Annotated in this window: 22 protein-coding genes; 1 reads left to right on the top strand and 21 read right to left on the bottom strand. The window is 58.9% G+C overall.

The features are described from left to right. Positions 1-35: 35 nt before the first annotated feature. From AC5SEM_RS02355 to AC5SEM_RS02325, 7 genes are all read right to left on the bottom strand, one after another. Positions 36-917 carry a peptidoglycan DD-metalloendopeptidase family protein gene (locus AC5SEM_RS02355; RefSeq protein ID WP_495473438.1) on the bottom strand — a complete coding sequence of 294 codons (882 nt, stop codon included), beginning with the start codon at positions 915-917 and terminating at the stop codon, positions 36-38. Positions 918-1,129: 212 nt separating this feature from the next. Then, positions 1,130-1,765, bottom strand: coding sequence for a protein-L-isoaspartate(D-aspartate) O-methyltransferase (locus tag AC5SEM_RS02350; protein ID WP_171057346.1), 636 nt, complete (start codon positions 1,763-1,765; stop codon positions 1,130-1,132). Positions 1,766-1,806: 41 nt separating this feature from the next. Then, on the bottom strand, positions 1,807-2,556 hold the full coding sequence (gene surE / locus AC5SEM_RS02345; protein WP_007908831.1) for a 5'/3'-nucleotidase SurE: 750 nt from the start codon (positions 2,554-2,556) through the stop codon (positions 1,807-1,809). Then, positions 2,544-3,602: a tRNA pseudouridine(13) synthase TruD gene (gene truD / locus AC5SEM_RS02340; protein WP_495472091.1), complete on the bottom strand. Its 1,059-nt coding sequence runs from the start codon at positions 3,600-3,602 to the stop codon at positions 2,544-2,546. The genes surE and truD overlap by 13 nt, the downstream gene beginning before the upstream one ends. Beyond that, positions 3,599-4,072, bottom strand: a complete 474-nt coding sequence (ispF, locus tag AC5SEM_RS02335) for a 2-C-methyl-D-erythritol 2,4-cyclodiphosphate synthase (protein WP_038979164.1) — start codon at positions 4,070-4,072, stop codon at positions 3,599-3,601. Before ispF ends, truD begins: the two co-directional genes overlap by 4 nt. Before the next feature lie 44 nt (positions 4,073-4,116). After that, positions 4,117-4,968 (bottom strand): S-formylglutathione hydrolase, encoded by an 852-nt coding sequence (gene fghA / locus AC5SEM_RS02330; RefSeq protein WP_495473437.1) that lies wholly within the window; start codon positions 4,966-4,968, stop codon positions 4,117-4,119. A 90-nt stretch (positions 4,969-5,058) separates the two neighbouring features. Beyond that, on the bottom strand, positions 5,059-6,171 hold the full coding sequence (locus AC5SEM_RS02325) for an S-(hydroxymethyl)glutathione dehydrogenase/class III alcohol dehydrogenase (protein ID WP_007908835.1): 1,113 nt from the start codon (positions 6,169-6,171) through the stop codon (positions 5,059-5,061). 116 nt (positions 6,172-6,287) lie between these two features. On the opposite strand from AC5SEM_RS02325, the gene AC5SEM_RS02320 reads away from it, so the two are divergent. Continuing rightward, on the top strand, positions 6,288-7,184 hold the full coding sequence (locus AC5SEM_RS02320; RefSeq protein ID WP_495472090.1) for a LysR family transcriptional regulator: 897 nt from the start codon (positions 6,288-6,290) through the stop codon (positions 7,182-7,184). Positions 7,185-7,327: 143 nt separating this feature from the next. Here the strand turns inward: AC5SEM_RS02320 and ispD are convergent, their stop codons facing one another. The 14 genes from ispD to AC5SEM_RS02250 all read right to left on the bottom strand — a co-directional run bounded on the left by ispD (position 7,328) and on the right by AC5SEM_RS02250 (position 23,484). Then, complete coding sequence (gene ispD / locus AC5SEM_RS02315) at positions 7,328-8,035, bottom strand: 2-C-methyl-D-erythritol 4-phosphate cytidylyltransferase (RefSeq protein ID WP_116028749.1); 708 nt, start codon at positions 8,033-8,035, stop codon at positions 7,328-7,330. Beyond that, the gene (gene ftsB / locus AC5SEM_RS02310; protein ID WP_007908838.1) at positions 8,032-8,310 is read right to left on the bottom strand and encodes a cell division protein FtsB; all 279 of its coding nucleotides are present in this window, start codon (positions 8,308-8,310) and stop codon (positions 8,032-8,034) included. The genes ispD and ftsB overlap by 4 nt, the downstream gene beginning before the upstream one ends. 171 nt (positions 8,311-8,481) lie before the next feature. Then, positions 8,482-9,771 (bottom strand): phosphopyruvate hydratase, encoded by a 1,290-nt coding sequence (gene eno, locus AC5SEM_RS02305; protein ID WP_007908839.1) that lies wholly within the window; start codon positions 9,769-9,771, stop codon positions 8,482-8,484. A 156-nt stretch (positions 9,772-9,927) separates the two neighbouring features. Beyond that, the gene (kdsA, locus tag AC5SEM_RS02300; protein ID WP_008081720.1) at positions 9,928-10,773 is read right to left on the bottom strand and encodes a 3-deoxy-8-phosphooctulonate synthase; all 846 of its coding nucleotides are present in this window, start codon (positions 10,771-10,773) and stop codon (positions 9,928-9,930) included. Positions 10,774-10,778: 5 nt separating this feature from the next. Next, the gene (gene pyrG / locus AC5SEM_RS02295) at positions 10,779-12,410 is read right to left on the bottom strand and encodes a CTP synthase (protein ID WP_007908841.1); all 1,632 of its coding nucleotides are present in this window, start codon (positions 12,408-12,410) and stop codon (positions 10,779-10,781) included. 274 nt (positions 12,411-12,684) lie between these two features. Further along, positions 12,685-14,013: a tRNA lysidine(34) synthetase TilS gene (gene tilS, locus AC5SEM_RS02290; RefSeq protein ID WP_495472089.1), complete on the bottom strand. Its 1,329-nt coding sequence runs from the start codon at positions 14,011-14,013 to the stop codon at positions 12,685-12,687. Positions 14,014-14,145: 132 nt separating this feature from the next. Continuing rightward, complete coding sequence (locus AC5SEM_RS02285; RefSeq protein WP_038357918.1) at positions 14,146-15,093, bottom strand: acetyl-CoA carboxylase carboxyltransferase subunit alpha; 948 nt, start codon at positions 15,091-15,093, stop codon at positions 14,146-14,148. A 139-nt stretch (positions 15,094-15,232) separates the two neighbouring features. Beyond that, a complete protein-coding gene (dnaE, locus tag AC5SEM_RS02280) occupies positions 15,233-18,754 on the bottom strand; it encodes a DNA polymerase III subunit alpha (protein ID WP_077571324.1) in 3,522 nt (1,173 codons plus the stop codon). A gap of 76 nt (positions 18,755-18,830) precedes the next feature. Then, positions 18,831-19,457, bottom strand: a complete 627-nt coding sequence (gene rnhB / locus AC5SEM_RS02275) for a ribonuclease HII (protein WP_007908845.1) — start codon at positions 19,455-19,457, stop codon at positions 18,831-18,833. Between the two features lie 11 nt (positions 19,458-19,468). Next, complete coding sequence (lpxB, locus tag AC5SEM_RS02270) at positions 19,469-20,599, bottom strand: lipid-A-disaccharide synthase (RefSeq protein WP_077571323.1); 1,131 nt, start codon at positions 20,597-20,599, stop codon at positions 19,469-19,471. Positions 20,600-20,601: 2 nt separating this feature from the next. After that, entirely contained in the window at positions 20,602-21,378 is a 777-nt protein-coding gene (lpxA, locus tag AC5SEM_RS02265; RefSeq protein WP_007908847.1) for an acyl-ACP--UDP-N-acetylglucosamine O-acyltransferase, read from the bottom strand. After that, positions 21,375-21,815: a 3-hydroxyacyl-ACP dehydratase FabZ gene (gene fabZ, locus AC5SEM_RS02260; RefSeq protein ID WP_003222142.1), complete on the bottom strand. Its 441-nt coding sequence runs from the start codon at positions 21,813-21,815 to the stop codon at positions 21,375-21,377. The genes lpxA and fabZ overlap by 4 nt, the downstream gene beginning before the upstream one ends. Before the next feature lie 106 nt (positions 21,816-21,921). Next, positions 21,922-22,977, bottom strand: a complete 1,056-nt coding sequence (gene lpxD / locus AC5SEM_RS02255) for a UDP-3-O-(3-hydroxymyristoyl)glucosamine N-acyltransferase (RefSeq protein ID WP_077571322.1) — start codon at positions 22,975-22,977, stop codon at positions 21,922-21,924. A 3-nt stretch (positions 22,978-22,980) separates the two neighbouring features. Then, on the bottom strand, positions 22,981-23,484 hold the full coding sequence (locus tag AC5SEM_RS02250; RefSeq protein WP_007908849.1) for an OmpH/Skp family outer membrane protein: 504 nt from the start codon (positions 23,482-23,484) through the stop codon (positions 22,981-22,983). Positions 23,485-23,528 lie beyond the last annotated feature (44 nt).

Genomic DNA, 23,528 nt, shown 5'->3' with positions numbered 1-23,528 from the left:
TCCCCTCTACGTGACGGAACAGGCTGGCTTACAAATCAACGTCTTGGCAGGAACTGCAGCGGATCTACAGGTTTACCTTGGCGGCGAATCTCAAAATGCAGTTTCACCCGGTCTGTACCCGTTGACCCCATTTCGGCAATTGTCTGTCCGACCTTGACCTGCTGTCCCTCCCGAACCAACAGCCTGCGGTTATGTCCGTAGGCACTGACGTAGGTTTCGCTGTGTTTGATGATGACTAATTCGCCGTAGCCCCTTAAGCCACTCCCGGCGTATACCACCGTCCCATCAGACGCAGCTAAAACAGGCTGTCCCAAATCCCCGGCGATATCAATTCCTTTATTCAAACTACCGTTTGAAGAGAATTTTCCAATCAGAATGCCATTAGATGGCCATCCCCAGCCGGTCGGGGCCGGGCCTGCCGGAGGCAGTGGAGCGGGTGCTTGCTTGTTGGCGACGGACGGTGCAACGCCAGCAGAACCACCCGTAGAACCGGTGGTTGTGGTGGTCGTCGTGCCATTTGCCTGACGCCGGATTACCGTGGTTTTGCTCGACGAAGAAGGCGAAGAACTGCTGTTGCTCACCACCGCCGTCGGCGTTGAACCGGTGCGGCCATCGAAGCGAATTGTCTGACCCGGATGGATCGTATAGGGCGTAGGAATATTGTTCCGGGCAGCGAGGGCTTTGTAGTCCCAACCGTAGCGAAACGCGATCGAAAACATCGTATCGCCCGGACGGACTACATACTGACCGGTCGTCACGGTAGGACGCTGGGCCACCGCGTTGTTGCGATCGACCACCCGCACATTGTTCGATTTGGTGCTGGAGCAACCGACCAGCAAGGTGCTCAAGACAAGGCCAGTCACCAGGCGCTGAAAGCTCGTGTTACCCATACGCTGCGCAATGACTGTGAGACTCACCCGCCGCTCCCTTTGTGGTGGCTGAAAAATGTGAAATGCCGGATGTCGGCATGAAGTGTCGCAAGTATAACGGGCCGGATCGGCTTTACCTTTAATGAAGCGAAATCGCTTCGCGCACACGTTTGCCAGCTGACAATCTGCTGCGTTTAAACCATCGTCGCCGAAGTAAGACACAGGCGAACGAAAGGAATTCAGCACACGCAAACAAATGCTCAGGCCAGCGGCCCATTGAGCAACGGCACGAAACGAACAGCCCCCAGAACGTGTCGGGAAAAACCGTTTTCCTCACGCACGATCAGCAACAATTGCTGCACTTCTCCCGAGCCCACGGGAATCACCATGCGCCCGCCTGGAGCCAATTGATCGAGCAAGGCTTGCGGTACATCCGTGGCCACGGCGGTGACGATGATGCCGTTATACGGCGCCAGCGCCGGCCAGCCTTCCCAGCCATCGCCCCAGCGGAACACCACGTTGCGCAGGTTCAGTTCGACCAGACGTTCCTTGGCACGGTCCTGCAGCACCTTGATGCGCTCGACCGAGAACACTCGCTCAACCAGTTGCGACAACACCGCAGTCTGGTAACCGGACCCGGTGCCGATCTCGAGCACTTTATCCAGCGGCCCGGCTTCCAACAGCAGCTCGCTCATGCGCGCCACCATATAAGGTTGGGAAATGGTCTGGTTATTGCCGATCGGCAGCGCGGTGTCTTCGTAAGCGCGGTGTGCCAGTGCCTCGTCGACGAATAGGTGACGCGGTGTACGCCGAATCACTTCCAGCACCTTGGCGTTGGACACGCCTTCTTCGTACAGGCGCTGGATAAGACGCTCGCGGGTACGCTGCGAGGTCATGCCGATGCCGCTGCGCAGCCGGTCTTCGTGTTCACGGGCCATCAGCGCAGTCCCTCCAGCCAGCCGTCGAGGCTTCTGAACGCATCGTTGAAGGTGCGATCGAGTTGCAACGGCGTGATGGAAACGTAGCCCTGCATCACCGCGTGAAAGTCCGTACCCGGACCGCCATCTTCGGCATCGCCGGCAGCGGCAATCCAGTAACCGGCCTTGCCACGCGGATCGACCACTTTCATCGGCGCCGCCGCGCGGGCACGATGGCCCAGTCGGGTCAGCTGGATGCCACGGATATGGTCGATGGGCAGGTTGGGGATGTTCACGTTGAGCACCGTGCGCGGTGGCAGATCGAGCCCGGCATGGGCCTCGACCAGTTTGCGCGCAAAGTACGCCGCCGTCGGCAGATTATCCACCTGCCGCGAAACCAGCGAAAAAGCGAACGAGGGACGCTCGAGAAAACGTCCCTCGAGGGCGGCCGCCACTGTCCCGGAATACAGCACATCGTCGCCAAGGTTGGCGCCGAGGTTGATGCCGGAAACCACCATGTCCGCCTCGCGCTCCAACAAGCCGTTCAGGCCCAGGTGCACGCAGTCGGTCGGTGTGCCATTAAGGCTGATAAAGCCGTTGGCCAGGTATTGCGGGTGCAGCGGACGGTCGAGCGTCAGCGAACTGCTGGCGCCGCTTTTGTCCTGCTCCGGGGCGATAACCACGCACTCGGTGTAATCCGCCAGCGCAGCATAAAGCGCGGCAAGACCGGGTGCGGTTACCCCATCGTCGTTAGAAATCAGAATACGCATGGGCTGTCCGTCTGCCCCACCGGCACCAGATCAACGAGTTCGCGCACCAATACGGTGGCGAAGCATCCGGCCGGGAGGACGAATTCCAGTTGCAGAATGTCAGGCTGGGGATAATGCCACGTCAACCCGCCAATGGGCAGCCGCAGGATGCGACGTTCGTGGCTCATGCCGGCATGAACCAACCAATCGCGCAGCTCCGCCTCGCGTGCGGCGATCCCCTGCTCCAGATCATGGACAGCGCCTGCGGTCGGCGAGTCACCTTCGCCCCACTGCGGACCGGTCGGATGCAGGTCAAGAATCGCCAGACGCGGGTCGCTGCACTCAGCCTCACCAGCCGGGAAAAAACTGCGGCTGTCGGTGAACGCCAGCAGATCGCCGACCTGGGCTTTTTGCCAAGTGCCATCAGCAACCCGCGCGGCGAGCACTTGATTGAACAGAAAACTGCGTGCGGTCGAGAGCAGGCGCGAACGCACATTGCGTTGCTCCGGCAAAGCTTTGCGTGCGGCCCACGCACGCGCATCAACGACGTTGCCGCCGTCATGACCGAAACGCTGGGCGCCGAAATAATTGGGGATGCCTTGTTTAGCGATCAGTTGCAGACGCTCTTCGATTGCAGCTTTGTCGCCGGCGAATTGGGTCAGGCGCAGCGTGAAACCGTTGGCCGAATGCGCGCCACGTTGCAGCTTGCGCTTGTGGCGGGTGGTCTTGAGGATCTTCAGCGTATCGTTTTCCGCCGCCGACAGATCCGGATCTGCCTTGCCCGGCAATTGCACGCTGAACCACTGGCGGGTCAGCGCCTGACGATCCTTGAGGCCGGCATAGCTCACCGTGCGCAACGGCACGCCGGCAGCCTTGGCGATACGCCGCGCAGCTTCTTCAGTGTTCAGGCCGCGTTTCTCTACCCAGATCCACAGGTGTTCACCGTCGCCGCTGAACGGGATATCGAGGACTTCATCGACCTGAAAATCTTCAGCGATGGCTTTCAGTACCGCACTGCCGAGGGGTTCGCCATAGGCGCGCGGGCCGAGCAATTGCAGTTCATTCATGCGCGCAGCAACAAGGCAACGGAGTGCACGGCAATGCCTTCTTCGCGACCGACAAAGCCAAGCTTTTCGGTGGTGGTAGCTTTCACGTTCACTTGATCCAACTCAACTTGAAGATCCGCCGCGATCAGCGCGCGCATCGATTCGATATGCGGGGCCATTTTCGGTGCCTGGGCAACGATGGTGTTGTCGACGTTGCCGACTTTCCAGCCTTTGGCATGGATCAGCGCGACCACGTGCCGCAGCAGCACACGGCTGTCGGCGCCCTTGAATTGCGGGTCGGTGTCCGGGAAGTGTTTGCCGATATCACCCAGCGCCGCAGCGCCGAGCAAGGCATCGCTCAAGGCGTGCAGCAGGACGTCACCGTCGGAATGAGCGAGCAGCCCGAAGCTGTGTGCAATGCGCACGCCGCCCAGAGTAATGAAATCGCCTTCAGCGAAACGGTGCACATCATAGCCGTGGCCAATACGCATAAAAAAAACGCCCCGATTTTTGTCAGGGCGTGATTCTACCTGCATTAACCCTTGAGGGCGCGTGCATGATGCTGCAAGTGGTCGTCTATAAAGCTTGAGATGAAGAAATAGCTGTGGTCGTAGCCCGGTTGCAGGCGCAACGTCAGCGGATGGCCCGCTTGTTTTGCCACTTGTTGCAAGGCTTCGGGTTTGAGCTGGGTAGCGAGGAAGTCATCGCGATCGCCTTGATCGACCAGCAGCGGCAGTTTTTCATGCGCTTCGGCGATCAGTGCGCAGGCATCCCACTCTTTCCACTTCGAACGGTCTTCGCCCAGGTAACGCGAAAATGCCTTCTGTCCCCACGGACAATCCATCGGATTGTTGATTGGCGAGAACGCCGACACCGATTGATAGCGACCTGGGTTTCGCAGTGCGCAGACCAACGCACCGTGACCGCCCATGGAGTGGCCGCTGATGCTGCGTTTATCCGAAGCAGGGAAATGCGCTTCAACCAGTGAAGGCAATTCCTGCACGACATAGTCATGCATCCGATAGTGGCGCGACCAAGGTTCCTGCGTGGCATTCAGATAAAACCCGGCGCCGAGACCGAAATCCCACGCACCATCCGGATCGCCCGGCACATCAGGGCCGCGCGGACTGGTGTCCGGCGCAACGATGATCAAACCCAATTCGGCAGCCATGCGCATTGCGCCGGCCTTGTGCATGAAGTTCTCATCGGTGCAGGTCAGGCCCGACAACCAGTACAACACCGGCAGCTTGCCGCCCTGCTCCGCCTGCGGCGGCAGGTACACGGCAAACACCATGTCGCAGCCGAGCACATCAGAGCGATGGCGATAGCGCTTGTGCCAACCGCCGAAACTCTTCTGACAGGAGATGTTTTCCAGACTCATGGGGATTCTCCCAGTTGCAAGTGGCAAGCTTCGAGCGTCAAGAAAAGGCAAAAGCGCCTTTGCTTGCAGCTTGAAGCTTGTAACTTGGGGCTGCTTTTAGAAATGAATGACGGTACGGATGCTCTTGCCTTCGTGCATCAGGTCGAAGGCCTTGTTGATGTCTTCCAGGCCCATGGTGTGGGTGATGAAAGTATCCAACGGAATCTCGCCGCTCTGAGCCATGTCGACATAGCTTGGCAACTCGGTACGACCGCGCACGCCGCCGAATGCCGAACCGCGCCAGACGCGACCGGTGACCAACTGGAACGGACGGGTCGCGATTTCCTGGCCAGCACCGGCCACACCGATGATCACCGACTCACCCCAACCTTTGTGGCAGCACTCAAGCGCGGCGCGCATCAGTTGCACGTTGCCGATGCATTCGAAGGAGAAGTCGACGCCGCCATCGGTCATGTCGACGATCACTTCCTGGATTGGGCGATCGAAGTCTTTCGGGTTCACGCAGTCGGTGGCGCCGAGTTGTTTGGCGATCTCGAACTTGGCCGGGTTGATGTCGATGGCGATGATGCGCGCAGCCTTGGCTTTCACCGCGCCGATCACCGCAGACAGACCAATGCCGCCCAGACCGAAGATGGCCACGGTGTCACCCGGTTTGACCTTGGCGGTGTTAAGCACTGCACCGATACCGGTGGTGACGCCGCAGCCGAGCAGGCAAACCTTTTCCAGCGGTGCATCCTTGGAAATCTTGGCCACAGAGATTTCCGGCAACACGGTGTATTCCGAAAAGGTCGACGTGCCCATGTAGTGGAAAATCGTTTCGCCCTTGTAGGAGAAACGCGAAGTACCGTCCGGCATCAAGCCTTTGCCCTGAGTCGCGCGAATCGCCTGACACAGGTTGGTCTTGCCCGACTTGCAGAATTTGCACTGGCCGCATTCCGGGGTGTACAGCGGAATAACGTGATCGCCTACGGCAACCGAAGTCACGCCCTCGCCGATGGCTTCAACGATGGCACCACCTTCGTGGCCGAGGATCGACGGGAAGATGCCTTCCGGATCAGCACCGGACAGGGTGTAAGCGTCAGTGTGGCAAACACCGGAAGCGACTACGCGCAGCAACACTTCACCGGCCTTGGGCATGGCGACATCGACTTCTACGATTTCCAGCGGCTTCTTGGCCTCGAAGGCAACGGCGGCGCGCGACTTGATCATGCTGACTCTCCAGTGAATCCAATGAATAAAAAACCAGACAAGGAGTGTAATACATGGCTTTACGATGAATAATCCGGACAAAAGCAAAACATTATTGCCATACAGGGATAATCCCAATGTCCAAAAACCGCTGGGAAGGCATCGACGAGTTCGTCGCCGTTGCTGAATGCAGCCAGTTCACTGCCGCCGCCGAACGTCTCGGGGTTTCGTCCTCGCACGTCAGTCGACAAATCGTACGGCTGGAAGAAAGACTTCAGACGCGCCTGCTCTATCGCAGCACCCGCCGGGTGACGCTGACCGAGGCCGGGCAGACCTTTCTGCAACATTGCCAACGCTTGCAGGACGGTCGCGAGGAAGCATTGCGCGCCGTCGGCGATCTGACCAGCGAACCGAAAGGCATGCTGCGCATGACCTGCGCCGTCGCCTACGGCGAACGTTTTATCGTGCCGCTGGTGACGCGCTTCATGGGCCTGTATCCGCAGTTGCGCATCGATATCGAACTGAGCAATCGCCAATTGGATCTGGTGCATGAAGGTCTGGATCTGGCGATTCGCTTGGGCCGCTTGCAGGACTCGCGGTTGGTCGCTACGCGCCTGGCGCCACGACGAATGTATCTCTGCGCGTCACCGTCCTACGTTGAGCGGTACGGTCGCCCACACAGTCTGTCGGAGTTGAGTCGCCATAATTGCCTGATCGGCAGCTCGGACATCTGGCAGCTTGAGCAAAACGGGCGGGAATTTTCCCAACGGGTGCAGGGCAACTGGCGCTGCAACAGTGGGCAGGCGGTGCTGGATGCGGCGCTTCAAGGCGTGGGGTTGTGTCAGCTACCGGACTATTACGTGCTGGAGCATCTGCACAGCGGTGCGTTGATTTCGTTGCTGGAGGCGCATCAGCCGCCGAATACGGCGGTGTGGGCGTTGTATCCACAGCAGCGGCATTTGTCGCCGAAGGTGCGCAAGTTAGTGGATTTTCTCAAGGAAGGGTTGGCTGAGCAGCCGGAGTATCGAAGCTGAGTGATGGGTTGCCTGAACTACCGCTTTCGCGAGCAGGCTCGCTCCCACAGGGGATCGGCGGCGAATGCAAATTTGGGGTCAGGCGCAAATCAAAGGTGGGAACGAGCCTGCTCGCGAATGCAATCTGAAAGGCGCCACTGCACTCAGCGGCGGTTAGCCCAACGCTGGCGCAACCACTCCAGATCTTCCGGCCGGGTCACCTTCAGGTTATCTGCCCGCCCTTCAATCAGGCGCGGCGCCAGGCCAGCCCACTCCATCGCCGAAGCTTCGTCAGTAATCACCGCATCCGCCACCAGACTGTCCGCCAACGCCCGATGCAACGCACCGAGGCGGAACATCTGCGGCGTATACGCCTGCCAGATCACGCTGCGATCCACGGTCTCAACCACCCGACCGTGCTTGTCGACCCGCTTCAACGTGTCGCGCGCAGGGACGGCGAGCAAACCGCCGACCGGATCATCCGCCAGTTCATCCAGTAACTTGTCGAGATCTTCGCGACTCAGATTCGGTCGTGCCGCATCGTGCACCAGTACCCAATCCTCATCATCGGCACCCTGCGCATGCAAATGCAGCAAGGCATTGAGCACCGAACCGGAACGCTCGGCCCCGCCATCAACCCGCTGAATACGCGGATCGTTGACGCTCGCCAGGTTCGGCCAATAAGGATCATCAACAGCAAGACTGACCACCAGCCCTTTAAGGCTTGGGTGATCGAGGAAACAGCCGAGGCTGTGTTCGAGAATTGTGCGCCCGCCCAGTTGCAGATATTGCTTGGGACGGTCCGCAGCCATTCGGGCACCGACGCCCGCGGCAGGAATCACGGCCCAGAAGGCCGGCAGGGAATTGATCATTGGGCCAACTGGTAAAGGGTTTCGCCGTCCTTGACCATGCCCAGTTCGTGACGAGCCCGCTCTTCAACGGTCTCCATGCCCTTTTTCAACTCGCTGACTTCAGCGTCCATCACTCGGTTGCGCTCCAGCAAACCTTCGTTCTCGGCGTGTTGATCAGCAATCTGCTGATTCAGCTCGGCGACTTGCGCCAGACTGCCATTGCCCACCCACAGGCGGTACTGCAGACCGGCCAGTAGCAAGAGCAAAACGAGAAACAACCAGTAAGGACTGCGCATCGAATATCAGGTATCCAGTGAAAAAAGACAGCCACGCCAAAACTTTGAAGCATCTGATAGCACGAAGCCTGGAAGACCCAGGCTTGTGCTGTTAAGGCATCAGATTAGTGGCAAATCCATCGCTGTCACGACTTTTTCGACACAATCCGGTGTCCTTCCATCGATTTGTACTTAGCCGCGAAACTCGCTGCGACCGTTGTACTTGGCCTTGCCATTCAACTGCTCTTCGATACGCAGCAGTTGGTTGTACTTGGAAACGCGGTCGGAACGGCACAGCGAACCGGTCTTGATCTGGCCAGCCGAGGTGCCCACAGCCAGGTCGGCAATGGTCGAATCTTCGGTTTCGCCCGAACGGTGCGAGATCACTGCGGTGTAACCGGCAGCCTTGGCCATCTGGATGGCTTCCAGGGTTTCGGTCAGGGTGCCGATCTGGTTGAACTTGATCAGGATCGAGTTGGCGATGTTTTTATCGATGCCCTCTTTCAGGATCTTGGTGTTGGTCACGAACAGGTCGTCGCCTACCAGTTGAACCTTCTCGCCGATCTTGTCGGTGAGGATTTTCCAGCCAGCCCAGTCGGACTCGTCCAGACCGTCTTCGATCGAGATGATCGGATAACGTTCGGTCAGACCTTTCAGGTAGTCAGCGAAACCTTCAGCGGTGAACACCTGGCCTTCGCCAGACAGGTTGTACTTGCCGTCTTCGTAGAATTCGCTGGCCGCGCAGTCCAGCGCCAGGGTCACGTCGGTGCCCAGCTTGTAACCGGCGTTGGCCACAGCTTCGGAGATCACTTTCAACGCGTCTTCGTTGGACGCCAGGTTCGGTGCGAAACCGCCTTCGTCGCCAACGGCAGTGCTCAGGCCACGGGCCTTCAACACAGCTTTCAAGTGATGGAAAATCTCGGTGCCCATGCGCAGACCTTCCGAGAAAGACTTGGCGCCAACCGGCTGCACCATGAATTCCTGGATGTCGACGTTGTTATCGGCGTGCTCGCCACCGTTGATGATGTTCATCATCGGTACCGGCATCGAGTAGACACCCGGAGTGCCGTTGAGGTTGGCGATGTGTGCGTACAGCGGCAGGTCCTGGTCCTGTGCAGCAGCCTTGGCCGCAGCCAGGGACACCGCGAGGATGGCGTTGGCGCCCAGAGTTGCCTTGTTTTCAGTACCGTCGAGCTTGATCATCGCGTGATCCAGGGCTTTCTGGTCGCTTGGGTCGGTGCCCAGCAGCAGATCGCGGATCGGACCGTTGATGTTGGCTACCGCTTTGAGCACGCCCTTGCCCAGATAACGGCTCTTGTCGCCATCACGCAGCTCGAGCGCTTCACGCGAGCCAGTGGATGCACCGGACGGCGCGCAAGCGCTGCCGATGATGCCGTTGTCGAGAAGCACGTCCGCTTCCACGGTGGGATTGCCACGGGAGTCGAGAACTTCACGACCTTTGATGTCGACGATTTTTGCCATTGTTGTAAACACTCCAAAGTTGACGAAAACGACGCAGCTAGAGGAAATCTTTTTACCGTCGGCAAGTGGTGTGCAGCGGGCAGCTTGCAGACGACAACGCACATGCCCGAAGGCATGTGCGACAAATCGTGCGGTACTTTACCGGAGAATTGAGTGTTACGCGGTTTCTACCGTCGGAAAACTCTTCACCAGTTCGTCCAAAGCTTTGAGCTGGGCCAGAAATGGCTCCAGTTTGTCCAGACGCAAGGCGCAAGGGCCGTCGCATTTGGCGTTGTCCGGATCCGGATGTGCTTCGAGGAACAGACCCGCCAGCGACTGGCTCATGCCGGCCTTGGCCAAATCCAGAACCTGCGCACGGCGACCGCCGGCGGAGTCGGAACGACCGCCAGGCATTTGCAGCGCGTGGGTCACGTCGAAGAAAACCGGGTACTCGAACTGCTTCATGATGCCGAAGCCGAGCATATCGACCACGAGGTTGTTGTAGCCGAAGCTCGAACCACGCTCGCAGAGGATCAGTTGGTCATTACCCGCTTCCACGCACTTGCTCAGGATGTGTTTCATTTCCTGAGGCGCGAGGAACTGGGCTTTCTTGATATTGATCACTGCGTTGGTCTTGGCCATCGCGACGACCAGATCGGTCTGGCGCGACAGGAAGGCCGGCAGTTGAATGATGTCGCAGACCTCAGCGACGACCGCGGCCTGATCAGGCTCGTGGACGTCGGTGATGATCGGTACGCCGAAGGCTTGTTTGATGTCCTGGAAGATGCGCATGCCCTCTTCCAGGCCAGGGCCACGATACGAATGCACAGAAGACCGGTTGGCCTTGTCGAAACTGGCCTTGAACACGTAAGGGATACCGAGTTTTTCGGTGACCTTTACGTACTCTTCGCAAACCTGCATGGCCATGTCACGGCTTTCCAGCACGTTCATGCCGCCGAACAGCACCATGGGTTTGTCGTTGGCAATCTCGATGTCGCCGACGCGGATGATCTTCTGTGCCATCGGGGTTACGCCTTCTTCTGGTGTTGAGCCAACGCTGCTTTGACGAAACCGCTGAACAGCGGGTGGCCATCGCGTGGTGTCGAGGTGAACTCTGGGTGGAACTGGCAAGCAACGAACCATGGGTGATCGGCTGCTTCTACCACTTCAACCAGCGCAGCATCAGCGGAGCGACCAGAGATTTTCAGGCCGGCTTCGATCAGTTGTGGCAGCAGGTTGTTGTTCACTTCGTAACGGTGACGGTGACGCTCGACGATCACGTCCTTGCCGTAGCAGTCGTGCACCTTGGAGCCGGCTTCGAGCAGGCAGTCCTGAGCGCCGAGGCGCATGGTGCCACCCAGGTCGGACGACTCGGTACGCACTTCAACGGCACCGGTCGCGTCTTCCCACTCGGTGATCAGACCGACAACCGGATGGCCGCTGGCGCGATCGAACTCGGTGGAGTTGGCGTCTTTCCAGCCCATCACATTACGGGCGAACTCAATGACCGCCACTTGCATACCGAGGCAGATACCCAGGTACGGAACCTTGTTTTCGCGAGCGTACTGAACCGCAGTGATCTTGCCTTCCACGCCGCGCAGACCGAAGCCGCCCGGTACGAGGATCGCGTCGACACCTTCGAGCAGCGCAGTGCCCTGGTTTTCGATGTCTTCGGAATCGATGTAACGCAGGTTGACCTTGGTGCGGTTGCTGATGCCGGCGTGACTCATCGCTTCGATCAGCGACTTGTAGGCGTCCAGCAGCTCCATGTACTTGCCGACCATGGCGATGGTCACTTCGTGTTCCGGGTTCAGCTTGGCGTCAACCACCGCTTCCCACTCGGACAGATCAGCGCTGCCGCATTGCAGACCGAAACGCTCAACGACGAAATCGTCCAGACCTTGCGAATGCAGGATGCCCGGGATCTTGTAGATGGTATCGGCGTCTTCCAGCGCGATCACCGCACGTTCTTCAACGTTGGTGAACTGAGCGATCTTGCGACGCGACGAGATATCGATCGGGTGATCGGAACGGCATACCAGCACGTCCGGCTGCAGGCCGATCGAACGCAGCTCTTTTACCGAGTGCTGAGTTGGTTTGGTCTTGGTCTCGCCAGCGGTGGCGATGTACGGCACCAGCGTCAGGTGCATCAGCATCGCGCGCTTGGCGCCGACTTCGAAACGCAGTTGGCGGATGGCTTCGAGGAACGGTTGCGACTCGATGTCACCAACAGTGCCACCGATTTCAACCATCGCCACGTCAGCGTCACCGGCACCTTTGATGATGCGGCGCTTGATTTCGTCGGTGATGTGCGGGATCACCTGGATGGTCGCACCCAGGTAGTCACCACGGCGCTCTTTGCGCAGCACGTGCTCGTAGACACGGCCAGTGGTGAAGTTGTTGTTCTGGGTCATGGTCGTGCGGATGAACCGCTCGTAGTGACCCAGGTCCAGGTCGGTTTCGGCGCCGTCGTGGGTGACGAACACTTCACCGTGCTGGAACGGGCTCATGGTGCCCGGATCGACGTTGATGTACGGATCCAGCTTCAGCATGGTGACCTTAAGTCCCCGCGCCTCCAGGATGGCTGCCAATGAAGCCGATGCAATGCCTTTCCCCAATGAAGAAACAACACCGCCCGTGACGAATATGTAGCGCGTCATGAAAAACCCTAGAAGTCTGCGTTAAAGCGGTACGAGCCGCCGGGGAAAGCGAAGGAAGGCCGAAGCCCCCGATCACCTGCATTAATCACAGTGCACCTTTCAAAAAAACCGCCGCGTTGGGACAGACCGGCAGGTGAAACACCGGTACGTTGCTCGCTACACATTTTTTGGAATCGCCCAGCAAAGACTGCTTGGTAATCGGCAACTCCTGCAATTCAGGCGAATCCACAGAAGTTGTATCAAGAAGGGAGCGTAGTCTACCGGAATGCTCCTTTCAGCTCAAACCTTGATCTTCGTCTGTTGGCTGCCAATGCAATTTCCAGCCGTCCAGCTCATTGCCATCAAGCCCCGGCAGGTTCGCCACCGCGAGCAATTCATCGCCGCGAAACAGCAGCGGCAATCTGCCACGGACGAAGCCCGGCACCGCGCGCTCATTGAGCAGGCGCTTGAGATCACGGTGACCGCGATCCGCGACCTGCATGACTTCGCCGCCCTGACGATAGGCAATGCGCAGCGGCACGGAAGGAGTCTGCCCGCTGAGCATGACACGTCCGTTATCGGCCAAGCGTAGCGCTGACGCCGGGCTCTGCCACTCGCACCCGATCACTGGTGAACGCAGCCAGTCACCGCTGAGCCACCACACACGACCGGCGCTTCGGTGCAACTCACCGTCGGCCAGGCGCCAAACGGGTGAAGCGTCGTGGCCGGCTTCGCAGAGATCGGTCCAACCCGACCAATGGTCAGTGTCGGGCAAACGGGTCAGCGGTTCGAGCCAATGGCTGATTACATTTCGTTGACGCGCAGCAGACAGCGCAGCCAGCGGCGCCAGTTCCAGCGAAGGCAGCCCCAGCCATTCGAAATCATGCGCGGTGGCGGCGGTTGTCAGATCGATCTGCGCCAACTCATCAAGCAGTCCCTTGGCCTCACGCAGATGCGCGGCGCTGCGGACCATGCTCGCCTGCGCTTGCGGCCAGCGCTCGGTCAGCAACGGCATGACCTGATGCCGCAGGTAATTGCGCGAAAACTGTCGATCCTGATTCGACGGGTCCTCAATCCAGCGCAATTGATGAGCCTGCGCATACGCCTCCAGTTCGGAACGAGAGACGTCCAGCAACGGGCGAATCAGCATGCCCTGCCCCACTGGCCGCTGTGCAGGTATCCCCGCCAATCCGCGCACACCCGCACCACGCATGAGTCGAAACAACAGCGTTTCCGCCTGATCATCGCGATGCTGACCTGTCAGCAACAGATCATTGGCTTGCGTCAGTGAACCGAACACGGCGTACCGCGCATCCCGCGCCGCTCGCTCCAGACTCGCACCCGGCTGCACCTTCACCCGCTCAATCAGCAACGGCACCCCCAGCGCATCACAGACAGACTGGCAGTGTTGTGGCCACGCATCAGCCGCAGCCTGAAGACCGTGATGGATATGAACAGCGCTTAACGGGGGGAGAGATTCGGTTTTTGCGAGATCGGCGAGCAGATGCAGCAGGACGGTGGAATCGAGACCACCAGAGAAGGCAATGCGCCAATGAGCGGCATTGCGCCAAGGCTCAAGGTTGCGCAGAAGCCGGGAAGGCAAATCAATCATGGACTGACCCATATCTAACTCTTTGCCCCAAAACAAATGTAGGAGTGAGCCTGCTCGCGATAGCGGTGTGACAGCCAACACATTGGTTGAATGTTACGCCCTCATCGCGAGCAGGCTCACTCCTACAGAGGTATTGCGTTCGACTTAGAGACCGTAGCTCATCAGTCGATCATAACGACGCTTCAACAGCGCTTCGTTATCGAACTTCTTCAGCATCGCCAGTTGCGAGCTCAGCTCGGCACGGATCGATGCAGCGGCGGCAGCCGGATCACGGTGCGCGCCGCCCAGAGGCTCGCCAATCACCTTGTCGACAATGCCCAGGCCTTTCAGACGCTCAGCGGTGATACCCATCGCTTCAGCAGCATCCGGCGCCTTTTCAGCGGTTTTCCACAGAATCGAAGCGCAACCTTCCGGCGAGATCACCGCGTAGGTCGAGTATTGCAGCATGTTCAGCTGATCGCAGACACCAATCGCCAGTGCACCGCCGGAACCACCTTCACCGATAACGGTGGCAATGATCGGGGTCTTCAGACGCGACATCACACGCAGGTTCCAGGCAATCGCTTCGCTCTGGTTACGCTCTTCAGCGTCGATACCAGGATAGGCGCCCGGGGTATCGATGAAGGTCAGGATCGGCATTTTGAAACGCTCGGCCATCTCCATCAGACGGCAAGCCTTGCGGTAGCCTTCCGGACGCGGCATGCCGAAGTTGCGGCGCACCTTCTCACGGACTTCACGGCCTTTCTGGTGACCGATGATCATCACCGGCTGGTCTTCCAGACGGGCGATACCGCCAACGATTGCCGCGTCGTCAGAGAAGTGACGGTCGCCGTGCAGTTCGTCGAACTCGGTGAAGATGTGCTCGATATAGTCGAGGGTGTACGGGCGTTTCGGGTGACGCGCCAGGCGTGCGATCTGCCAGCTGGTCAGCTTGCCGAAGATGTCTTCGGTCAGCGTTTTGCTTTTGTCCTGCAGGCGGGAGATCTCATCGCCGATATTCAGCGAATTGTCATTACCGACCAAGCGCAACTCTTCGATCTTGGCTTGCAGGTCGGCGATCGGCTGTTCGAAATCTAGAAAATTCGGGTTCATAGGCGTCCGTCTTGGGTCGTGTCCCAAATGAGCTTGGGCCGGCCGGTTGTCTATTCGCGCCCTACCTTAAGGGAGAGGCGCGCTGAGGTCGAGATTAAAAATTCAGGTTGCGGGCAAGCGCCATGATGGCACTTGCCGGTCAACGGTATTGGAGGAAGACGTTGTCTCGCCCGAACTGGTCACGCAGAGCCTGAATCAAGGCATCCGCCGGGTCGATTCGCCAGGTCTCGCCAAACTGCAGCAAGGTCTTCGCATCCGGACTGGTGTACTCCATGGTGATCGGGCAAGCGCCGCGGTGACGCTTGAGCAGATCGCCCAACCAGCGTAGCTGATCGCCTTTCAAGTCCTGAGTCTGAAGCTTCAGACGCAGGCTTTCGGCCAGGTTGGTCCGGGCGTCTTCCATGCTCATCACGCGCTTGACCCGCAGCTTCAGCCCCCCGGAGAAGTCGTCATTGCTGACCTCGCCTTCGACGACCACCATCGCGTCAGTCTGCAACAACGACTGCGCCGCATGGAACGACTCGGAAAACAGCGAGGCCTCGATGCGTCCAGAGCGGTCATCCAGGGTGATGAACCCCATCTTGTCGCCCTTCTTGTTCTTCATGACCCGCAGCGCAATGATCATGCCCGCGACGGTCTGGGTATCACGCGCCGGTTTCAGATCAATGATGCGCTGGCGGGCGAAACGACGGATTTCACCTTCGTATTCATCAATCGGGTGACCGGTCAGGTACAGGCCCAGGGTATCTTTCTCTCCTTTGAGCCGCTCCTTGAGCGTCAACTCCTTGGCCTTGCGATGGTTGGCGTAAACGTCAGCGTCTTCTTCGACGAACAGTCCACCGAACAGGTCCGAGTGCCCGCTGTCCTGAGTGCGTGCAGTTTGTTCGGCGGCCTTGATCGCCTCTTCCATGGCCGTCAGCAGCACCGCGCGGTTGCGGTCGATGTTGGCCTGGTAGGCTTTTTGCTCATCGTGGAAGTACGGACCAAGGCGATCCAGAGCGCCGCTGCGAATCAAGCCGTCGAGCGTGCGTTTGTTGATGCGTTTGAGGTCGACCCGGGCGCAGAAATCGAACAGGTCCTTGAATGGCCCCGCCAGACGCGCCTCAGTGATCGCCTCAACCGGCCCCTCGCCTACGCCTTTGATCGCGCCCAGGCCATAAATGATCCGGCCCTCATCGTTCACCGTGAACTTGAACTCCGAAGTATTCACATCCGGCGCGTCGAGGCGCAGCTTCATGGTGCGAATTTCTTCGATCAAGGTCACGACCTTGTCGGTGTTGTGCATATCCGCCGACAGTACCGCAGCCATGAACGGCGCCGGGTAGTGCGTTTTCAGCCAAGCGGTCTGATAGGAAACCAGACCATAAGCGGCGGAGTGAGACTTGTTGAAACCGTAACCGGCGAATTTTTCCACCAGGTCAAAAATGTTACCCGCGAGATCAGCGTCAATATTGTTGGTCTTGCAACCTTCAATGAAGCCGCCGCGCTGCTTGGCCATTTCTTCGGGCTTTTTCTTACCCATGGCGCGACGGAGCATGTCCGCACCACCTAGTGTGTAACCGGCCATGACCTGGGCAATCTGCATCACCTGTTCCTGATACAGGATGATGCCGTAAGTCGGCGCCAACACAGGCTTGAGGCCTTCGTATTGGTAATCGGAGTGCGGATACGCCAGCTCGGCGCGACCGTGCTTACGGTTGATAAAGTCGTCAACCATGCCCGATTGAAGTGGGCCCGGACGGAACAGGGCCACCAGTGCGATCAAGTCTTCCAGGCAGTCGGGCTTGAGCTTTTTGATCAGCTCTTTCATACCTCGGGACTCAAGCTGGAACACCGCTGTGGTTTCAGCTTTTTGCAACAACGTATACGTAGGCTTGTCGTCGAGCGGGATGAACGCAATGTCCAACGGCGGCTCGTTGACCTTGGCGCGGTCGCGGTTGATGGTTTTCAGCGCCCAGTCGATCACCGTCAGCGTGCGCAGACCGAGGAAGTCGAACTTCACCAGACCGGCGGCTTCAACGTCGTCCTTGTCGAACTGGGTTACCAGACCGTCACCGGCCTCGTCGCAATAGATCGGCGAAAAGTCAGTCAGCTTGGTCGGCGCGATTACCACACCACCGGCGTGTTTACCGACGTTACGCACCACGCCTTCGAGCTTGCGCGCCATCTCCCAGATTTCCGCAGCCTCTTCATCAACTTTGATGAAGTCACGGAGGATCTCTTCCTGCTCGTAGGCTTTTTCCAGGGTCATGCCGACTTCAAACGGAATCATCTTCGACAGACGATCCGCCAGGCCATAGGACTTGCCCTGCACCCGCGCCACGTCGCGCACCACAGCCTTGGCGGCCATGGAACCGAAGGTGATGATCTGGCTGACCGCGTTGCGGCCGTACTTCTCGGCCACGTAGTCGATCACGCGGTCACGACCGTCCATGCAGAAGTCGACGTCGAAGTCGGGCATCGAGACCCGTTCCGGGTTAAGGAAACGTTCGAACAGCAGGTCGTATTCCAGCGGGTCGAGGTCGGTGATCTTCTGCACGTAGGCCACCAGCGATCCGGCACCCGACCCACGGCCGGGACCTACCGGTACGCCGTTGTTCTTGGCCCACTGGATAAAGTCCATCACGATCAGGAAGTAACCGGGGAAGCCCATCTGGATGATGATATCCAGCTCGAAATTCAAGCGGTCGACATAGACCTGACGCTTGGCTTCGTAGTCTTCGGTGGTGTCTTTGGGTAGCAGCACCGACAAGCGTTCTTCGAGACCGTCGAAGGAGACTTTGCGGAAATATTCATCGATGGTCATGCCATCGGGAATCGGGAAGTTGGGCAAAAAGTGCGTGCCCAGTTTGACTTCGATGTTGCAGCGCTTGGCAATCTCGACGGTGTTTTCGATGGCGTCGGGAATATCGCTGAACAGCTCGATCATCTCCTCGGCGCTTTTCAGGTATTGCTGATCGCTGTAATTCTTCGAACGCCGCGGATCGTCGAGGGCGCGGCCCTCACCGATGCAGACGCGGGTTTCGTGGGCGGCGAAGTCTTCCTGCTTGATGAAGCGCACATCGTTGGTCGCCACCAGCGGCGCGCCGAGTTTGTCGGCGAGGGCGACGGCACCGTGCAGTTGTTCTTCATCGTTGGGACGATTGGTGCGCTGGATTTCCAGATAGAAACGATCCGGGAACACCGCCATCCATTCACGCGCCAGCACTTCGGCTTCGGCCGGGTTGCCGCCGATCATGGCCATGCCGATCTCGCCTTCTTTGGCGGCGGACAGCATGATCAGGCCTTCGTTGGCTTCAGCAACCCACTCACGCTCGACAATGATCATGCCGTTGCGCTGACCTTCGATGAAACCGCGCGAGATCAACTCGGTGAGGTTGCGATAGCCCTTGGCGTTCATCACCAACAGGCTGAGCCGGCTCAGCGGTGCGTCCGGGTCTTTGTTCGACAGCCACAGGTCGGCGCCGCAAATCGGCTTGATGCCTGCGCCCATGGTGTTTTTATAGAATTTGACCAGAGAACACATGTTGTTCTGGTCGGTGACCGCGACCGCCGGCATGTTCATGGCCGTCAGCGCCTTGACCAGCGGCTTGATCCGTACCAGCCCGTCGACCAGGGAGTATTCAGTGTGCAGGCGTAGATGAACGAATGAAGCCGGCATAGTGATCCTGTCCAGTTACATAGAGACAACAAGGCCCGGATTGTACCGGGCCTCGAACAAAACATCAGCCTTGCGACTAAACCTGCGTCAGACCTTCCAGCGCTTCATAAGCCTGACGCACCGGAGCGAACGAGCGCCGATGAATCGGCGTCGGGCCAAGCCGCACCAACGCTTCCAGATGGACGGGCGTCGGATAGCCTTTGTGACCACCGATGCCGTAACCCGGGTAGATCAATTCGAACGCAGCCATTTCACGGTCGCGACTGACTTTAGCCAGAATCGACGCCGCAGCGATAGCCGGGACCTTGCCGTCGCCCTGCACGACCGCTTCGGCGCGCATCGGCAGTTGCGGGCAGCGGTTGCCGTCGATCATCGCCAGCTTCGGCTGAATGTGCAGGCCGGCCACCGCGCGCTGCATGGCCAACATGGTTGCGTGCAAAATGTTCAGCTCGTCGATTTCTTCGACTTCGGCGCGGGCAATGCACCAGCTCAGGGACTTCTCGATGATTTCGTCGTAGAGCTTTTCGCGCTTGGCTTCGGTGAGTTTCTTCGAGTCGTTGAGACCGAGGATCGGCCGGTTCGGATCGAGGATCACCGCCGCCGTCACCACCGCACCGCACAAAGGGCCACGACCGACTTCATCAACGCCGGCCACCAGTTCTTCAACTTCGGCGACCAAGGTGAAATCCAGGCCCATCTGCATGCTTGTCTTGCTCATCGTGTCTGACCGATCAGGTTAAGGACGGCGTCCGCCGCCTGATTGGAGGCGTCCAGCCGCAATGTGCGGTGAATCTCATCAAAGCCGCGCGTCTGTTCTTCGCCACCTTCGATCAATGGCGACAGGGTCTGCGCCAGTGCTTCGACCGTTGCATCATCCTGCAACAATTCCGGGACCAGCAGACGCTGGGCCAGCAGGTTCGGCAAGGACACGTACGGGCTCTTGACCATGCGCTTGAGAATCCAGAACGTCAGCGGTGCCAAGCGGTACGCCACCACCATCGGCCGCTTGTACAGCAGCGCTTCCAATGTGGCCGTGCCGGAGGCGATCAACACCGCATTGCACGCCGCCAAGGCCAGATGCGATTTGCCATCGAGCAGGGTCACCGGCAGATCACGTCCGGCGAGTAGCTCTTCAAGCTGCGCACGGCGCTCCGGGTTGGCGCACGGGATGACAAAGCGCAAACCCGGGCGCAACGCACGCAGGCGTTCGGCAGTATCAAGGAACAGCGCACCCAGTCGAGACACTTCGCCGCCGCGACTGCCGGGCATCAACGCCACCAGCGGGCCGTCGGGCAGGCCCAGCTCGGCACGGGCCGCAGCACGATCGGCCTCCAATGGAATGGTATCGGCCAGGGTGTGACCGACGAACCGCACTGGCACGCCCTTCTCTTCGTAAAATTTTGCTTCGAACGGCAGCAGCGTCAGCATCAGGTCACAGCCTTCGCGGATCTTCAGCACACGCTTCTGCCGCCACGCCCACACCGAAGGGCTGACGTAATGCACGGTTTTGATCCCGGCCTGACGCAGCTTCAATTCAATGTTGAGATTGAAGTCCGGCGCGTCGATACCGATGAACGCGTCGGGCTTCTCGGCGATGAGCGTGGCGATCAGGTCCTTGCGGCGCTTGAGCAATTCACGCAAACGGCCGAGGACTTCCACCAGGCCCATGACCGACAAGCGCTCCATGGGAAAGTAGGACGTCAGCCCTTCGGCCTGCATCAACGGGCCGCCGACGCCGATGAACTCGACCGCCGGATGCTGTGCCTTGAGCGCGCGCATGAGGCCGGCGCCGAGAATGTCACCGGAAGCTTCACCCGCCACCAGCGCAATACGCAGATTGGCCATGATCAGCGAGTGATGCCGCGAGTCGACGACTGAATGGAGTCACGGAATATCGCGACTTCCGGGAACTGCGCAGCAGGCTCGGCCAACTCGGCCAATGCCTGTTCAACCGTAAGGCCTTGGCGATAGACGGTTTTGTAAGCGCGACGCAGGGTGTGGATCGCGTCCTCGCTGAAACCGCGACGGCGCATGCCTTCGAAGTTCATGCTGCGTGCTTCGGCAGGGTTGCCGAACACGGTGACGAACGCCGGAACGTCCTTGCCGATGGCGGTGCCCATGCCGGAAAAGCTGTGGGCGCCGATATGGCAATACTGGTGAACCAGGGTGAACCCGGAGAGAATCGCCCAGTCATCCACGTGCACATGGCCGGCCAACGCGGTGTTGTTGACCAGAATGCAGTGGTTGCCGATGACGCTGTCGTGACCGATATGGGCATAGGCCATGATCAGGTTGTGATCGCCCAGCGTGGTTTCCGAACGGTCCTGAACGGTGCCACGGTGGATCGTCACGCCTTCGCGGATGACGTTGTGGTCACCGATCACCAGACGGGTTTCTTCGCCTTTGTATTTCAGATCGGGCGTGTCTTCGCCTACCGAGGAAAACTGGTAGATGCGATTGTGCTTGCCGATGCGGGTCGGGCCTTTGAGGATTACATGCGGCCCGATCACGGTACCCTCGCCGATTTCCACACCTGCGCCGATGATCGACCACGGGCCGACCTCGACGCCATCAGCCAGGACGGCCGATGGATCGATGATTGCGCGAGGGTCAATCAAACTCATAGCTTGCGTTCCGCGCAGATGATTTCAGCCGAGCAGACCGGCTTGCCATCGACCGAAGCCTGGCATTCGAACTTCCAGATCTGACGCTTGCAGCTGATGAACTTGGCTTCAAGAATCAGTTGATCGCCCGGCAACACCGGCTGGCGGAAGCGCAGCTTGTCGGAACCGACGAAGTAATAAAGCGTGCCATCGGCAGGCTTCACATCGAGCATTTTGAAACCGAGGATCCCGGCAGCCTGAGCCATCGCTTCGATGATCAGTACGCCCGGCATGATTGGATGCGCCGGGAAGTGACCATTGAAGAACGGTTCATTGATGCTGACATTCTTGTAGGCGCGAATGCGCTTGCCTTCAGTGTCCAGTTCCACCACCCGGTCCACCAGCAGGAACGGGTAACGGTGAGGCAGGTATTCGCGAATCTCGTTGATGTCCATCATTTCGGGGGGAAGCCTATGTAAAGATTGGGAGCGCGACTGACGCGCACTCCTCTAGCAAATCAAGGAGGCAGTCTAGAGGCTGTGCACACTTGATATGGAAATGGTATCAGCCATCTGATGAAGCATTGCCGTCAGGGGTCACTTCCCCTACGCGCTTTTCCAGCTGTTTCAACCGTCGCGCGATGTCATCGAGCTGACGGATGCGGGCCGCGCTTTTGCGCCATTCGGCCGCCGGTTGCATGGCTGTGCCGGAAGAATAGGCGCCTGGCTCGGTAATCGAGTGGGTCACCATGGTCATCCCGGTCAGGAAAACGTTGTCGCAAATATCAATGTGGCCGACCAGGCCAACACCGCCAGCGAGCATGCAGTGCTTGCCGATTTTGGTGCTGCCGGAGATCCCGACGCACGCCGCCATGGCGGTGTGATCACCAACCTGAACGTTGTGGGCGATCTGGATCTGGTTGTCGAGCTTCACACCATTGCCGATCACGGTATCGGCCAGAGCGCCGCGGTCGATGGCGGTATTCACGCCAATCTCGACATCGTCGCCGATGGTCACGCCACCGATCTGCGCGATTTTCTGCCAGATACCTTTTTCGTTGGCAAAGCCGAAGCCTTCACCGCCGAGCACGGCACCGGACTGAATCACCACACGCTTGCCGATGCGCACGTCGTGATACAGCGTCACGCGCGGGGCAAGCCAGCCGCCTTCACCGATTTCGCTGCGGGCACCGACAACGCAATGCGCGCCCAAGGTCACTTGCGCACCAATTCGCGCACCGGCCTCGATCACTACAAAAGGGCCGATGCTGGCGGTTGGATCAACCACCGCGTCCGCCGCGATGACCGCTGACGGATGAATACCCGCAGTGGCTTTTGGCTTGGGATCGAACAGATGCGAGATTCGCGCGTAAGCCAGGTAAGGATCCGGCACCACCAACGCATTACCGGCAAAACCTTCGGCATCAGCTTCTTTGAGCAGCAATGCAGCTGCCTGCGAGCCGGCCAGATATTTGCGATATTGAGGGTTTGCCAGAAAGCTCAACTGAGCTGGGCCAGCCTCTTGCAAAGTGGCTAGCCCAGTAATTTTCGTCTCAGGGTCGCCACGCAGGGTGGCGCCGAGGAACTCGGCCAACTGGCCGAGCTTGATAGTCACGGTCATGGGTTACTTCAGCTGATTCATGCGCTCGATTACCTGGCGCGTGATGTCGTACTGAGGTTTGACATCGATGACTGCGCCACGCTCGAACACCAGGTCAAAACCACCTTTCTTGATGACTTCTTCCACTGCGCTGTCCAGCTTCGGCTTCAGTTGCTTGAGCATTTCGCGGTCGGCAACAGCTTTGGCTTCGTTCAGCTCTTTGGACTGGAACTGGAAGTCGCGGGCCTTTTGCTTGAATTCCAGCTCCAGACGCTCACGCTCACCTTGCTGCATTTTGTCGCCACCGGCCATCAGACGATCCTGAATACCCTTGGCGCTGCTTTCCAGCGTTTTCAGCTTGGTCAGTTGCGGACCGAACTTCTTCTCGGCATCCACGGCGTATTTCTTCGCAGCGTCGGATTCCAGCAAAGCCATCTGATAGTTCAGAACGGCAATTTTCATGTCGGCAAATGCCGGGCCTGCCACCATCAAGGAGGCCAGGAGAACCAATTGAGTCAACTTACGCACGATGCACTCCTACAAAATCCATTGTCGTTATCTTGGGTCAGACA

The sequence above is a fragment of the Pseudomonas sp. CH61 genome, assembly GCF_059429415.1.
The sequence above is the reverse complement of the archived record's forward strand: the minus strand, read 5'-3'. Positions and strand labels throughout refer to the sequence as shown.

What these genes read in the sequence shown, in the direction of transcription:
- AC5SEM_RS02350 (WP_171057346.1), bottom strand. Translation starts at nt 1,765, where the DNA reads ATGACCTCGCAGCGTACCCGCGAGCGTCTTATCCAGCGCCTGTACGAA.
- surE (WP_007908831.1), bottom strand. Translation starts at nt 2,556, where the DNA reads ATGCGTATTCTGATTTCTAACGACGATGGGGTAACCGCACCCGGTCTT.
- truD (WP_495472091.1), bottom strand. Translation starts at nt 3,602, where the DNA reads ATGAATGAACTGCAATTGCTCGGCCCGCGCGCCTATGGCGAACCCCTC.
- ispF (WP_038979164.1), bottom strand. Translation starts at nt 4,072, where the DNA reads ATGCGTATTGGCCACGGCTATGATGTGCACCGTTTCGCTGAAGGCGAT.
- AC5SEM_RS02325 (WP_007908835.1), bottom strand. Translation starts at nt 6,171, where the DNA reads ATGATCAAGTCGCGCGCCGCCGTTGCCTTCGAGGCCAAGAAGCCGCTG.
- AC5SEM_RS02320 (WP_495472090.1), top strand. Translation starts at nt 6,288, where the DNA reads ATGTCCAAAAACCGCTGGGAAGGCATCGACGAGTTCGTCGCCGTTGCT.
- ispD (WP_116028749.1), bottom strand. Translation starts at nt 8,035, where the DNA reads ATGATCAATTCCCTGCCGGCCTTCTGGGCCGTGATTCCTGCCGCGGGC.
- ftsB (WP_007908838.1), bottom strand. Translation starts at nt 8,310, where the DNA reads ATGCGCAGTCCTTACTGGTTGTTTCTCGTTTTGCTCTTGCTACTGGCC.
- eno (WP_007908839.1), bottom strand. Translation starts at nt 9,771, where the DNA reads ATGGCAAAAATCGTCGACATCAAAGGTCGTGAAGTTCTCGACTCCCGT.
- kdsA (WP_008081720.1), bottom strand. Translation starts at nt 10,773, where the DNA reads ATGGCACAGAAGATCATCCGCGTCGGCGACATCGAGATTGCCAACGAC.
- pyrG (WP_007908841.1), bottom strand. Translation starts at nt 12,410, where the DNA reads ATGACGCGCTACATATTCGTCACGGGCGGTGTTGTTTCTTCATTGGGG.
- tilS (WP_495472089.1), bottom strand. Translation starts at nt 14,013, where the DNA reads ATGGGTCAGTCCATGATTGATTTGCCTTCCCGGCTTCTGCGCAACCTT.
- AC5SEM_RS02285 (WP_038357918.1), bottom strand. Translation starts at nt 15,093, where the DNA reads ATGAACCCGAATTTTCTAGATTTCGAACAGCCGATCGCCGACCTGCAA.
- dnaE (WP_077571324.1), bottom strand. Translation starts at nt 18,754, where the DNA reads ATGCCGGCTTCATTCGTTCATCTACGCCTGCACACTGAATACTCCCTG.
- rnhB (WP_007908845.1), bottom strand. Translation starts at nt 19,457, where the DNA reads ATGCAGATGGGCCTGGATTTCACCTTGGTCGCCGAAGTTGAAGAACTG.
- lpxB (WP_077571323.1), bottom strand. Translation starts at nt 20,599, where the DNA reads ATGGCCAATCTGCGTATTGCGCTGGTGGCGGGTGAAGCTTCCGGTGAC.
- lpxA (WP_007908847.1), bottom strand. Translation starts at nt 21,378, where the DNA reads ATGAGTTTGATTGACCCTCGCGCAATCATCGATCCATCGGCCGTCCTG.
- fabZ (WP_003222142.1), bottom strand. Translation starts at nt 21,815, where the DNA reads ATGATGGACATCAACGAGATTCGCGAATACCTGCCTCACCGTTACCCG.
- lpxD (WP_077571322.1), bottom strand. Translation starts at nt 22,977, where the DNA reads ATGACCGTGACTATCAAGCTCGGCCAGTTGGCCGAGTTCCTCGGCGCC.